Below are 13,340 nucleotides of genomic sequence, written 5' to 3'. Positions count from 1 at the left end.
ATCAGCTGCCCTCCTCTACCCACTTAAAGCTGTAGACTTCCCCAAGCTGATGGAGCCGATAGCGAATTTCTCCTTTGGCGATTTCTAAGGGGCTATTCACATTATTGGTATACAGCTGCCCCGTTCCCAGCCCTTGATACGGCAGGTTCGGGTATCGGGCAGTAAACTGAGCGATGGCATTCAGCCCGACATTACTTTCCAAGGCGGAAGTCATCCACCAGCCTATCCCCTGCTGCTCTGCTAGCGAGATCCATTCCGCGGCAGCCCCCATGCCACCGACGAGGCTTGGCTTTAAAATGATGTAAGGCGGCCGGATAGCGGCCAAAAGCTCCTCTCGTTCCCTGCGTCCATGCACCCCGATCAGTTCTTCGTCCAGTGCGATCGGAACCGGGCTCTGCGCACAGAGCTCCCGCAGGAGCTCCCACTGCCCCACCGCTATCGGTTGCTCGATGCTATGCAAAGTAAACTCCGCCAGCCTTTCCAGCTTTTTCGCTGCCTCTTCTGGCCGAAAAGCTCCATTCGCATCTACCCGTAGTACGAGTTGTTCTGCTGGAAAGCGCTCGCGAATATAGCGCAGCAGGGCGAGTTCCTGCTCAAAATCTATCGCTCCGATCTTCATTTTCAAGCAGCGAAATCCGGCTGCCAGCTTTTCATCGATCCGCTGGCGCATCAGCTCCGCATCCCCCATCCAGATCAAGCCATTTATGGGGATAGGGGCCTCTTTTTCGTAAAAAGACCCCCGAAAGACGCAGCCTTCCTTTCCCTGCCAGAGCGAGAGCAGTGCTGTCTCCACACCGAAGCGTGCGGCCGGCAGCTCCGCAGGAACGCAGGCATCTAAAAGCCCTTGTAAGCCCTCGAAAACCTCCTCCTGTGTCTGCGCATCGCGGAAAAGTGCTGCGTCTCCTTTGGCCGAAACGGCCTCCAAAACCTCTTCTAAGCGCTCTTGAAAATCAGGCAAAGCATCGATGCTTAGGCCTACTAAGGGCGCTGCTTCCCCGATTCCCCTGCGCGATCCATCCTGAGCGTGGATCCACCAGGTAGGCGCTGCCGCAAAATCCCCCGTGAAGTTCCCGCCTCGAAATGAAAGTTTAATACATGGGGCTGAACGTGAACATGTAGTGCCATAAATGGAGTTCAAATAGGTGGAAAAAAGGATGCCTCTGGTTTTGGAACACAAATCTGCGTCTTCTGTTTCTGCTTCGCAAGGGCTTTTTCGTATATTTGCGCAGCTTTAAACGTTTATGTGGCAGAAAAACCTGGAGCAACTTCGGCTCGAAAACTTTACCTACCCCTTCCGGATGAGCGAATCGCTCGCTACCCCTTAGCAGATCGAGCGGCATCCAAACTGCTGCGGTATCGGGCGGGTGAAATCACTGCGCATGGTTTCACCGAAATCGAGGACCAGCTCCCCGCGGAGGCACTTTTAGTCTATAATGACACCAAAGTAATCCCCGCGCGCATGGCCTTTTTTCGCCCTACAGGTGCCCGAATCGAGCTATTCCTACTGAAACCGCTACCGGCAGACAGCCCCATGGAGCAGGCCATGGCCGAAACCAAGGAGGCACACTGGTCCTGCATGATCGGTAATGCCCGCAAGTGGAAAGCTGAAGAGATCCTGCAGATGGACCTAGAGATAGCAGGCCGTACCGTTCGGGTGGAGGCGCGCCGCGGGCGCAAAGAAGATAGCGATGTGTTTTTCACTTGGTCGGAACCCTTGCCCTTCGTGCAGATCGTAGAGGCGATGGGCCAGGTACCCCTCCCCCCCTACTTGAATCGGGCGGCAGAAGAATCGGATCGACAGCGCTACCAGACAGTTTTCTCACGCAGCGCAGGAGCGGTGGCAGCACCCACAGCAGGGCTACATTTTACGCCTGAGATTTTGGCAGCCTTACAGGCCAAAGGGCTGCAGATGGCTGAGCTCACCCTACACGTGGGCGCCGGCACCTTTCAGCCGGTTAAAGAGCAGCAGGTCATGCACCATGCCATGCACAGCGAACAGATCGTCGTGCAGCGGGAAACGGTGCAGCAACTTATGCGACATGCAGGCCCCGTCATTCCGGTGGGCACCACCTCCATGCGCAGCCTAGAGTCGCTGTACTGGCTCGGAGTTAAATTACTGAAGGGACAGTGCGCAGCGCGCTATTTCCACATCGAAAAACTATACCCCTATACAGAGGAAGAGGTCCGCTTCAGCCGGCAAGAGGCCTTCGCAGCGATCGATGCTTTTATGAAAGTGGAGCAGCTGGAACAACTGACAGGAGAAACCTCGATCATGCTGATGCCGGGGTATCGCTTTCGGGTGTGTGATGCGCTGATCACCAATTTCCACCAGCCTGGCAGCACGCTCATCCTGCTGGTGGCCGCATTTATAGGGGAAGACTGGCGAAAGGTGTACGATTTCGCACTCGCACAGGATTTTCGCTTCTTAAGTTATGGAGACAGCAGTTTGCTTTGGCGGAACGCCCCTGCTTAAACCGAAATTCCCTATCGGAAAAGCATAAAAAAAGGCAGCTAACACAAGACTGCCGAACCGAGCAAGGTGAATAAGGAATACAATAGCATTATCAGGGGGATCCTCCGATTAATCGGAAGACCCTCCTGAAGCACCTAACTTATTGATTCCATTGAGTAAGCCTTGGTAATAGGTGCGTCCCACAGGAACCACGTCCTCACCTACTGTCACCTCGCGGGGATTTATCGTCTGGATTTCATCGATGCGTACGATATAACTTTTATGGATACGCATAAAGTCACGCTCAGGAAGCATGGCCTCGAACTCCTTTAAAATGTTACGAAGGGAAAACACACCCGTTCTGGTGACCAGAGTCGTGTAGTTGCCATCCCCCTTCATCCAGAGAATATCGACGAACTTGACTTTAACGAGGTTCCCCTTGTTCCGTACAAACAAAGCATCCTTAATCAACAACTGGGGCTCTTTTTTCTCTAACGTATCCTGCCCATTTCCATTTGATTTTTTCCGATAATCCCTCAGAACGTTTTTCATAATTTATTTTACTTGGTACTCCAAAAGGAAACTATATTCCTTTGGGTGCATAACTGTTTGTTCGCATGAGTGTTTAAAGTATTGCGCTTTTCCTGTCATTTATTTTTTTCCGTATTTTTGCCAGCGCGTGGCCTGCGATTTACGTTGTTATGGTAGTACGTTGTACGCTCCTTCGGCATCATTGTTGACCTACGAGGGCACGAATCTTAAAAACCACACTTATTTATGGTGCTTGTACCGAATTTTATGCGCTATCTACTTTTCTTCACGAGTGTTTTTTGTCTTTTAGCGGCTTGTGGATCTACTGGACAGGAACCTGTGCCGGAGGGCCAGAGCCGGCTGATCTTCACGGAATTTGTGTTACAGGCGCACACGCAGGAATTGGGCGCTGCCCAAACGGACCTGGGGGTGCATGCTTTTTCGGAGGAAGTGGTTTTCACCTTGCAGGCAGAAGAAACTGGAGAAGAGACCGTGCTGCTGCTGGACCTAAACCGGATCGCCCAAAACCCTTCTCTTATACTGCCACGCGGGGAGTATCGCTTCACCCTGAGAAGTCCAGAGGAGGCCCTTAGCCCTTTTTTACCTGTCCAGGGGGAGGGCAAAATCCAATTAAACACGCCCGAACTGCGCTTTATACCAGAGCTCGAATCGAGGCATGGCCTATTTACCGTAGCGGCACAAAACGTGGCTAGCCCACCGCGCTGGTTGGGTGCGGGCGAAGCAGTGTCCTTTGGCCGGAAGGCCGATTACTTTTTATTGTATGCAAAGGAAGGTCAGCGCGGACGCATGGAAGTAGAGGAAACGATTCGTGGAGGTGTGCTCCGTCGTGACCTGCAAGCGGCCGCTTTTCGGCATGCGCACTTTGAAATTTTAGCTCCGGAAGCACCTGGTGCGGCAGTTCAATTGGCCCCGGCAGCCTTTATCACCGAAACCGAGGAGATTCGCCTTCCGGGGAGTCTTCCGGGTAGCTACAGCCCAGAAATCGTGCGCGATTTAGAGGAAGAGGTACGTGAGAGTTCCGGGCTGGCATTTTTTGGTGGCAGTTTCTGGACGGTAAACGATAGCGGAAATGAGAACATCGTGTACCAGTTGGACCCTGAAACCTCCCTTGTACAGCGCCGTGTACGCGTGGAAAATGCACCGAATATCGATTGGGAAAGTTTAGCCCAGGACGAGCAGTACCTGTATATAGGTGATTTTGGAAATAATAATGGTGTTCGGCAGGACTTGGTCATTCAGCGCGTGGCGCAAAGTGACCTTTTGGCATCCACTTCTGTTCAGGCTACCCCTATTCGTTTTCGCTATCCGGACCAGACGGATTTCAGTTTTCGGCCGAATGCGCATGATTTCGACTGTGAGGCTTTTTTCTACCGGGACGGCATGCTCCATCTTTTTACGAAAAATTGGCTCACCGAGACTACGCGTTATTATCGGATTCCCGCCGAGCCGGGCGAACATGTGGCAGAGCTGGTGGGGGAATTTGAGGTCAACGGGCTCATCACTGGTGCGGATGTAAATGTGCGCACGGGGGATGCGGTGCTAATCGGCTATCGCTTACAGGGCTTAAGCTCGCAGGTTTTTGTAGTTTTATTAAGAGGTTATCGGGAGCATGTCTTCGATGGCGAGCAGCATCGCATGGTGTTAGGGAGTCCCGCCACCTTAGGACAGACGGAGGCGATCCAGCTTTTGGTCGATAATCGGGGCAAAATCAGTAGCGAGTCCTTCCGTGCGGGGATTTTTCAGATCCCAGGACGCTGGATCCGCTTTGATTTCAGCGATTTTTTATAGTTGAGGCTCAAATGCTTAAAGAAAAACAGTAAAAAAAGCCAAAAAAAAAGCTCTTTTAAAAGGGAGTAGAATTTGTAAAAGTACGGGCTATTTCGGTATATTTGCATCAGCAAAAGGGTTACACATCCTGCCGCAGTGCTTCATTTAAGTGCTGTATATGATCGGGTGAGTGGCTTAAACCATCCGCCTCAGGCGGATAAACTGTCGCTCGGAATTATAAAAATATAGAGAGTTGGGTGAGTGGCTTAAACCAACAGTTTGCTAAACTGTCGTACGGGTTATTCCGTACCGGGGGTTCGAATCCCCCACTCTCTGCTTTAAGACCCTAATTGGCTACATGCCGATTAGGGTTTATTTTTTATCCAAAATCATCAACTTTAACTACACCCTCTAACCAGTGAGGGGCTTTAAACCATCTGCCTCAGAAAGATCAACTGTCGTACGGATTATTCCGTTTCGCCGCGGCGAATCGAATCCCCCACTCTCTGCTTGATGGATTCCTAACTTGCTGAAATAGCGCGAGTTAGGAATTTCTTTTTAAATTCAGTAGCGAATTTAGTAGCGAAAAAATCGTGTTAGCAGCAAAAGACAAGAAAGCTAACCAAGAGACTGGTTATAGATTCTTATCGTAAATTGCCAAACTTTTCCGAATTTGTAAGAAAGGGAGAAGGCCGAAAGTCCTTTTTTTTGATAAGACTTCCTCCCTGGAGCAACTAAGTGCTGAACACCAACAAAAACGGGTTTCAGCTCACCAAGTCATTTTTAGATTGGAAATCTCCAATCGTATTTAGTGTTGGTGGCATCAGTTTGATTTATAAATTCAAATTCTCGAATATCTTTCCTAAGTACTCCTTATTGCTCTCGATAAAGAGCACTTTATTTTCGGCAAATTCATTCCTTGTAACATTACCATCACTCCAAACCTTTTGTACTTTGGCAAAAGGCGTAACTGACAAGATAAAGGCTGATATATGCACTTCAATTTCTTTCTTATCCTTATTTAAATCTGATTGAATTTTTGCTTCTAATATGGAAGCATCGTCTTTACACCAAAGGACTTTTGGGTTATTGAAGTGTGTTTCTCCTAATAAAATCCCTTTTGGGTCAAGGAAGTAGATATACTGCTTGGAACCATCTACTACCCAAAGGATAAAATCTGGGTAAAAGGAGGAGCTTTCCATGAAAAAGCCAATACCCTTCACAGATAAATTTCTGAGGACAAAAAGCTTTTTACCTTCAAATTGCTTTGACTCCCTGGCATATACTCGAAGGTGATTGATAAAATCTCTTTCGCCTTCATTTAGCCGTACAGGAACCGTCTTTATTTCTTTGAATTTTTTACCATCTGCTATAGATGCAATTGGTGAGTATAGGTGCTTGTCAAAATGAATAGATGGGAGTATTTTGTCGTCATTTTCATATATCTCCTTTATTCTTGATTCTAGCTCTGAAATAAATGTGTCGTGTTTTTTGGGCACTTTCACAATCATGGTATGCGATGCAGGGAACATGGCTGAATGGGAAGCATGATCCAGCATATCGTAGGTTAAGTATTTTGATAGGAATGCCTTTTCCTTGTCAGCATAAAACTTATTGATGTAGTCTTTAACCAAACTTACTGCGACTGCATGTACTTTTCCTGAAATAGCTTCATTTATCTCGAACTGACCTTTGTGACTGAAAAGGTTGAAGTTCCCTTCTTCGATCAATTGAGAGAATATTTCACTATTTATAATTAAGTTTTGGTAGCCCTTCAAAAGTTTATACCTATTGGCTTCCATAGTAAGGGCATTGAAATCGATGAAGCCCCTGAAACCTTTTAGAAAGTTTTCATTGTACTCTGCGGCATCTTCTGCAAACTGGCTATTGAATCCACCTGAAGCAATGCTTATCTTGTTACGCAGATCAATTGTTACACGCTTTGCAACATCTGCATTGTACTCCAATTCTATGATTTCATCCTTGAAAGATTTATCGTTTTGCTTGCGGAAGGTCATTATCTGGCCATTCCATTGATCTTCGTGGTTGAGCTTAATTTCAATCGAATAGTTGGTGTAATCCGGAACTTCTTTCTCAATTTCAGTTAAGAATCGGTTCATGTAAGATGCATTTAAGCCCATAATGGAAATGGTCTGCAAGGCTCTTACATGGTAGGGTGCATTGGCTTCTTCACGCTTTAGCGAAAGGTTCTTTCCTTTCAGACGAACACCACGGCCAAATAGCTGAATGATTTGAGCGCCTTCACTTTTACCCATATTCATTAATCCCATACTGGAAACACGCCAAGAGTTCCAGCCTTCAATAAACTTCTTGGAACCAATCAAAATATTGATGGTGGAGTCAGTTTCTGAAATGGCCTGAAACAATGATTTAGTAAAGCTGTCGTCTTGGATAGTTAAATCGCCATCTGTGTCAGCTTCCAATGTCTTGGCATACTTCGGTACATCACCAATATTGATGACCGCAAAATATTGATCAGATGTTTTTGTTTTGAGTGCTATTTCTCCATCTGCTTGCTTGACCTGATAGGCTTCAATATTGCCAATGCCATTGAAAACTTTGGTGAGAATAGATTCAGCAATGGGTGTTTCCTTTTTCAAATACTCAAAACGACCTTTAAAAATATCATTCCCATCTGCATCACGTAAGCCCGTGTCGCCCTTTAGAATCTTATTTATATCCGATTGCAGTGCTGTAGGAGAAGATAGGGCATACTTAAAGAACTTGACAATTCGTGATACATCTGAAATGCTTTCTTTGTCGCCTTGTGTTAAGGTGCTTGATGATGAACTGATTACCCTGCTACCCACAAATACCCACAAGGGCTTTTCAATATTATATTGACGCAAATCCTTTTCATATTGCTCGTAAAGGGCTAACTGTTCATAATAACCTAAAAGGCTGGCAGTTAGTAGCAATTTATTCTGTTCTTCGCTGTACTCGTTCTTCGCATCTAAATTGAATACGCTGAAATCTTTGCCGTAGCCATCTGTATAGAAATGTCGATAGGAATAATCAAAAATGATGGACTTGCCATATTCTTGAAGTAAATCCTTTGTACTGTTAGTGATGATCTGCCCAAAGGTGGCTGAATACTCAAAGGTGAATGATCCTTCGCCACGGGTTAAATGTTCTCTTAGGTTTTTCCAGGCACGTTCTTCTGACTTTTGCCCTTTGTGGCCTTCGTCAATAAAAACAAGGTTTTTGGATTCAGAGAAATAATCAACGTCAACACTAACTCCTTCACCTTCTTTTTCCTTTACTAGCTTGGTGATTTCCAATATCAGGATTTCACCTTCTTTGGTTTTCAAGCTTTCTTCACTTCCTGAGTAAAGTTTTGCAGGAATGCCACTTTCCAAGCAGCTTTCGTAATGCTGTCGGCTCAGACCTTCATTTGGCGTAATAAGAATGATATTTTCCCATTCCTTAAAATATTTGGTGATCTGCCAATAGTTGCAATGCATCAGGAGGGTTTTTCCACTGCCTGTTGCCATCCAATAAGCTAATTTTTTTAAATCCTTTTCCGTGTAGGCTTCTATATCCTTGAAGTCCCGGCTATCCTGAGCATACTGATTGAGCGAATTGATTAAAACCGTTGGATTGTTGCTGTAAAAATCAAAGAAATATTCTGTGAAGAGCAATGAAAACCACTGGTAATATTTGAAGGTAAGGAAAGGCTCAGCTCGGTTTTCCCTTAATCTTTTTTCATAGCCTTGAATAGCTTCATCATATTGTTGAATTACCCGATCTTCAATCAGTTTTTCCGAATTGGCCATTAAAGCACTGGCAAAAAAGGTATATCCGGTAGAGCTAGTGCCAGACTCTTTGTTGTTAAATTCATCCCGCAAGTCTTCAAAGGCTTCATAACCCAACTGGAGCAAGATGTATCTGAATAGTACAAGTTGTTTTTCTAATTGCATAATGCTTAAATTTCTTCAGTACTTGTGGCTTCTATAATCTTCAACCTGAGTTCTTCACTAAAATCATCTTCATTGATGACCGAGTAAATAATTTCAAATAGCAGGTCTTTATCAATTCTGTTATCCGCCACATGCACGGCAATATTTTCCATTTCAATAATAAACCGATCGATGCAGTAATCGAGTCCGTTAATCTCTAAGAAATAGGCTCCAAGAGCGATACTACTTCTTTTATTTCCATCGCTGAATGCGTGGTTCTTATTTACCGAGAATACCAAATGGTTAATCTTGGCTTCAAACTCTGGATAGTAAAAGTCGTTTTGGATATGCTCCAATACGCTTTCCAGTAAACCCAAATCATTTTCTCCATGAGAACCACCTGATTCATTGATGATGAAATCATGGGTTTTGACGGCATATTCTATATTGAAATAGTTAAATGCCATATTACCTATCCTTTAGTCTCTTGAAGACATCAATGTTTTCTTTCAGTCGCTCTTCTAGTGCCATGCTCTTTTCTCCCAGAAACTTTTCAAATTCATCAGCAGTCAAGTGTGTGACATAGCTTTTGAGTTTTTCATGTAAAGCATCCCTGAAAACCATATCTCTGCTCGCCATGAGCGTTCGTACTTTTTCCAATAGCGGCCTAAAAGCTGCTCCGTGGAACTTTTCGAATTGGTCAAACATCAATTTGGCTTCCGGCATGGTAAGCCTTCTGCCAAGCTCTTCTTTTTTATTGCAAAGAAATTCCGCAAAGCCATTTTCATAGGCTGCTATCAGATCCAATACTTCTGAGTACATGGTATCTCTTGCAGAATCCTTTGCTTTTAGATTTAGTATTTGTTTGTACTCTTTAGCGTTTTCATGAAAGATGGATTTGTACACAGCATCGGTAAATTGAGCATATTTCCATTTGTTGTCCACAATACAGTCGTCTAGGGCATTGGTAAAAGCCTGTCGGTAATTGAATTCCCGAATGGCACTCGGTAAAAATTCTTCTTCCCGCTGGTTGATGTATTTGGTATTACCACCAATCTTTGCATTGATGGTGTCAATTACAATATCCAATATCAATGCTCTTAGCTGTTTGGCTCGACTGCTTTCGGTCAGGAGCATTCCGATGTTTAAGAAAGTGCGGAAGGTAAATACACCTACTTTTGGTGCTTTGGATATGTTGGCGACATCCATGTCGGTAACATCCGAATCCGTGGTGCCGACATCTGTGTCGCTACCATCGGGCATGTTCGGGACATTCATGTCCTTAACATCCGACAAGCCACTGATATACTGATCGTAAGCTTCTTTAAACGCTCTTAATCGCTTTCCATTTAGCACTTCATAGCCATTGCCCGTAAACTCAGCTTCATGTTGTTCCAAATACCGATTTATGGTTCTCTCGTCTATGTCATAGAACTGCGCTATCTGTCGCTTGGTGTATCGCAAACTGCCTTCGAACAGAATACCGGGAAAGCCTACTTCCTTCTCTATTTCCTGCAGTGCGTACCGATTATTCAGTATGTTTTTGCGGTGTATATCCGATGTGGTTAAATCCTTGGCCATGACTTTACGATAGCATTTTGTTTTTGAATACTTCTTCTATGGGCTGATAGCCTTCTATATGTGCTTGATCGTTGATGTAAAGCAGGTCATAGGCGAATGCCTTGAACGCTTCTTTAAGTGCTGCTGCATCAGCTTTGTAATCTTCCAAAGACCAACCTTTGACCGAACGCCATACCACCAGAATGTTTTTGTTGGCGTTATTATGCCCATAAACAAACTGATACTTCTTGCCATTGATCTCTTTGGTGATGCACTTTTGCATGTGCAGTCCAATGAGGTAGCTGAAGGTTTCAACCAAATCAACGGCTTGCTCGGTATCGTAGGTGAAGCCATCCCATACTTTGAGTTTGTAATCCCAAGGGTCTTGCATGGCTGCTGTGTTTACCAGCGACTGACTGCCCTTGGTCTCAAACTCCAAAAAGTATTTAGGAATATACTGATCAAACTCCAGGGCTTTCTGCAAAGTATCTTCTGACGCTTTGAAGGCAATGTTTTCTAAGGCTTCTTCATACTGCTCTAGACGTTGGTATTTGAAGAATACTCCAAGGCCGTTCATGCTGTCATTTTTTGGTTTGCCTGCCTTCCAATCGTAAGTATAAGCTACTTTTTTAATCCTAGGAATAATTACTGAGTAGAAATAGTGTCCTTGTTCGATAAGTATACATTTACGTTTGGCATTGTCTTCTTTATTCATCATTTGAACGGCATGAAAAGTTGTTCCAGAACCAGGAAAGAAGTCCAGAGTTATAGAGGTTGGTGAATCCAATGCACCACTAACTCTTAAACAATCGTAAACTAATCTCCTTGCTTTAGGGAAGTCGAATGGCTTCTCGTCAAAAAGCTCTTTTAATTCTGCCGCTCCGTAATTAGCGGATGCATATTCTTTTTTGTCCCACCAAGTAATAGGAAGAGAGTTTTCATCCATCCTTGTTTTGAAGTCAATACTAATTTGCCCATCCTTAGTGCGTCTTATTCTATACTCGTTTACTTCTTTTGAAACTCGCTCAAAACCCCTTTGCCATCTTTTATGAATTTCCTTTCCGTTATCTCTTGTAATAGGCCAAACAGCGACTTCATTTTTCTTAGGCTCTTCATGCACTATTGGAGGATTATCCTTAACGTATTCCAATTCAGGGATACGTACATTATCCTTGTCGTCAACATAAATTGGATAATACATTGTTGGTCTATCTTCCTTTTTATCCCCGGTCCCTGATCGTATGAAATTTGCCCATGCGAAATTACCTTCTGAATCTTTTTCAGGATACCTATCAAATCGTTTAGATGTTATTTCGAGTGACTTTGGTATTGCCAAACTTGATTTCCCAAAGAATAAAGCATATTCATGGGCTGGGGAAAACTTACCCTTTGTTTTGCGACCAGCCGGATTTGAGCGAACTGCCACAATGCCTACTTCTTTAAAATAATATTCTTCGAGAATTTTTCTTAATCCGAGAACTTCAACATCATCAATAGCAACACAAATCATAGAATCATCTTTCAAAAGATTCTCGGATAATTTTATCCTTTGATCCATAAGAGAAAGAAATGAAGATGATTTGTAGTTGTTCTTATAAATTATTGCTGAGGCATCAGTATTATATGGCGGATCAACGTAGATGGGGTTAATCTGGCCTGTGTAGGAATCCTGAATTAATTGTAAACCGTGGTAATTATCCGATCTCTGTAAAATGCCATCGAGTTGTTCGTGAATGTTAATTTTCTCGGATACACAATTTATTAAATGGAACTTAAATTCTGCTCCGAAATATTGGGTATCAATTGGCAGTTTTCTCCAAGTATGTAAATCAGCCTTAAAATCATCTTTGTTTTTAGGTAGAGCTTTCTTACCAAACAACTCTTTCCACTCTGCTACCTGTTTTTCATTTTTAATCACTTCTTCTAAAATGGGCTTGGCTGCTTCTTCTCCGATGTACTCCACCAGTCGGTCAATGGTAATGACCCACTCTGTACTGAGTACAAACTTCTTTTTCTCCCATAGCTTTTTCTGAAAATCTTCGATCTGGCTTACAAAGGCAATAATGGTGTCGGCTATGGATTTGAATACCTTGATAGTTTTCAGGTTGTGCTTGAGTCGGTCAAAGTGGGTGTCAGAATCTGTTACATAGAGGTCGTCCACATTGACCAATTCACTTTTGATGTAGTAGTCCAGCTCTCTTTCCAAAAAGCCTTTCAGGTTCTTATGAATAAAGAAATCATGCTTGTTTTTACGGGTGTAGTGTTGCAGCTTTTTGAGTAGTAGGGGCTTTCCTTCCTGTTCTTTCCAGAGGTTGGCAAAGAGTGGGTTGGTGCTAAATTCCTTCTTCAAATACTCAAAAGCTATTTCATCCAGCGTGTCTTGCTTGCTGTTGCCTTTTACCTTTTTCTTTTCATCATCTGCCAAGGGCCGGTATTCAAAGTAGATGGTAATTTCTTTTTCGCTTACATCCGGTTGCTTATTGGCCAATACGAAGTTGAGTTCACTATCATCCTTTTCTTTGATTTCAGGGCTTTGTCTGCCAATAGGAAGAAGTTAGGTTCGTCAGCCTTCACGTTACCTTGCTCAAGCTGCGCATTGTGCAGCTTGAAGTTTACTACCAGATTACCATCTGTAGTTTGTACTTTGAACGCATAATGGTTGAACGTCTCAGATGATTTGATATAATATTGGTCATGGTTTGCCCAATGGAAGTGAGTTTCTTCACCATTGTAGGGAACCATGTATTTCTCGTTCTTGCCAAACCTGCGCTTGCTGATGAAGTCTCCTTTGTCATAGTATCGTGAGAAGAACAAGGTCAGGTGGTTGTAAATCTGATTTTCGGTTTCTACTGAAACGGTGGCTTCTGTGGCCTTGGCTTTGAGTTCTTTGTACTGATTGATTTTATCCTTCCCAAACTTCTCTAGCGTCTTCTTTTCATCTGCTTCAGCTTCCAACCAACCTTTGATGATGTCGTCCTTTTCGAGATCGGCAATTTGTTCTTTGATCTGCTTGGATTCATCAGATAGTGTTTGGAGTTGTTCCTTTACCTTATCCACCAATAGCTGGTCAATGAAGTTGGCGATTTCCT

8 protein-coding genes, 1 tRNA gene and 1 pseudogene are annotated in these 13,340 nt (G+C 44.1%); 3 read left to right on the top strand and 7 right to left on the bottom strand.

Going from position 1 to position 13,340, the window contains the following annotated elements; all coding sequences use genetic code 11:
- Position 1 precedes the first annotated feature (1 nt).
- Positions 2–1,177, bottom strand: coding sequence for an o-succinylbenzoate synthase (locus A3SI_RS01915; RefSeq protein ID WP_009053384.1), 1,176 nt, complete (start codon positions 1,175–1,177; stop codon positions 2–4).
- Between the two features lie 66 nt (positions 1,178–1,243).
- Here A3SI_RS01915 and A3SI_RS01910 point away from each other — a divergent pair, with 66 nt between their 5' ends.
- Positions 1,244–2,473 carry an S-adenosylmethionine:tRNA ribosyltransferase-isomerase gene (locus A3SI_RS01910; protein ID WP_009053383.1) on the top strand — a complete coding sequence of 410 codons (1,230 nt, stop codon included), beginning with the start codon at positions 1,244–1,246 and terminating at the stop codon, positions 2,471–2,473.
- A gap of 108 nt (positions 2,474–2,581) precedes the next feature.
- Here the strand turns inward: A3SI_RS01910 and A3SI_RS01905 are convergent, their stop codons facing one another.
- Positions 2,582–3,004, bottom strand: a complete 423-nt coding sequence (locus A3SI_RS01905; protein ID WP_009053382.1) for a LytR/AlgR family response regulator transcription factor — start codon at positions 3,002–3,004, stop codon at positions 2,582–2,584.
- A 225-nt stretch (positions 3,005–3,229) separates the two neighbouring features.
- On the opposite strand from A3SI_RS01905, the gene A3SI_RS16940 reads away from it, so the two are divergent.
- A complete protein-coding gene (locus A3SI_RS16940) occupies positions 3,230–4,792 on the top strand; it encodes a hypothetical protein (protein WP_009053381.1) in 1,563 nt (520 codons plus the stop codon).
- A gap of 226 nt (positions 4,793–5,018) precedes the next feature.
- Positions 5,019–5,107: transfer RNA gene (locus A3SI_RS01895), tRNA-Ser, on the top strand.
- A 497-nt stretch (positions 5,108–5,604) separates the two neighbouring features.
- Here the strand turns inward: A3SI_RS01895 and A3SI_RS01890 are convergent.
- From A3SI_RS01890 to A3SI_RS20015, 5 genes and pseudogenes are all read right to left on the bottom strand, one after another.
- On the bottom strand, positions 5,605–8,712 hold the full coding sequence (locus tag A3SI_RS01890) for a DEAD/DEAH box helicase family protein (protein ID WP_009053380.1): 3,108 nt from the start codon (positions 8,710–8,712) through the stop codon (positions 5,605–5,607).
- A gap of 5 nt (positions 8,713–8,717) precedes the next feature.
- The gene (locus tag A3SI_RS01885; RefSeq protein ID WP_009053379.1) at positions 8,718–9,158 is read right to left on the bottom strand and encodes a type II toxin-antitoxin system death-on-curing family toxin; all 441 of its coding nucleotides are present in this window, start codon (positions 9,156–9,158) and stop codon (positions 8,718–8,720) included.
- Between the two features lies 1 nt (position 9,159).
- Complete coding sequence (locus A3SI_RS01880; protein WP_009053378.1) at positions 9,160–10,272, bottom strand: hypothetical protein; 1,113 nt, start codon at positions 10,270–10,272, stop codon at positions 9,160–9,162.
- 4 nt (positions 10,273–10,276) lie between these two features.
- Positions 10,277–12,739 carry a site-specific DNA-methyltransferase gene (locus A3SI_RS01875; RefSeq protein ID WP_050977315.1) on the bottom strand — a complete coding sequence of 821 codons (2,463 nt, stop codon included), beginning with the start codon at positions 12,737–12,739 and terminating at the stop codon, positions 10,277–10,279.
- Positions 12,715–13,340: pseudogene (locus tag A3SI_RS20015) on the bottom strand (site-specific DNA-methyltransferase); the annotation flags it as partial. The gene A3SI_RS01875 and the pseudogene A3SI_RS20015, both read right to left, overlap by 25 nt.

The organism is Nitritalea halalkaliphila LW7, assembly GCF_000265075.1.
GTDB lineage: Bacteria > Bacteroidota > Bacteroidia > Cytophagales > Cyclobacteriaceae > Nitritalea > Nitritalea halalkaliphila.
The sequence above is the reverse complement of the archived record's forward strand: the minus strand, read 5'-3'. Positions and strand labels throughout refer to the sequence as shown.

Coding starts and splice junctions, on each gene's coding strand:
- A3SI_RS01905 (WP_009053382.1), bottom strand. CDS start 3,004: ATGAAAAACGTTCTGAGGGATTATCGGAAAAAATCAAATGGAAATGGG.
- A3SI_RS16940 (WP_009053381.1), top strand. CDS start 3,230: ATGGTGCTTGTACCGAATTTTATGCGCTATCTACTTTTCTTCACGAGT.
- A3SI_RS01890 (WP_009053380.1), bottom strand. CDS start 8,712: ATGCAATTAGAAAAACAACTTGTACTATTCAGATACATCTTGCTCCAG.
- A3SI_RS01885 (WP_009053379.1), bottom strand. CDS start 9,158: ATGGCATTTAACTATTTCAATATAGAATATGCCGTCAAAACCCATGAT.
- A3SI_RS01880 (WP_009053378.1), bottom strand. CDS start 10,272: ATGGCCAAGGATTTAACCACATCGGATATACACCGCAAAAACATACTG.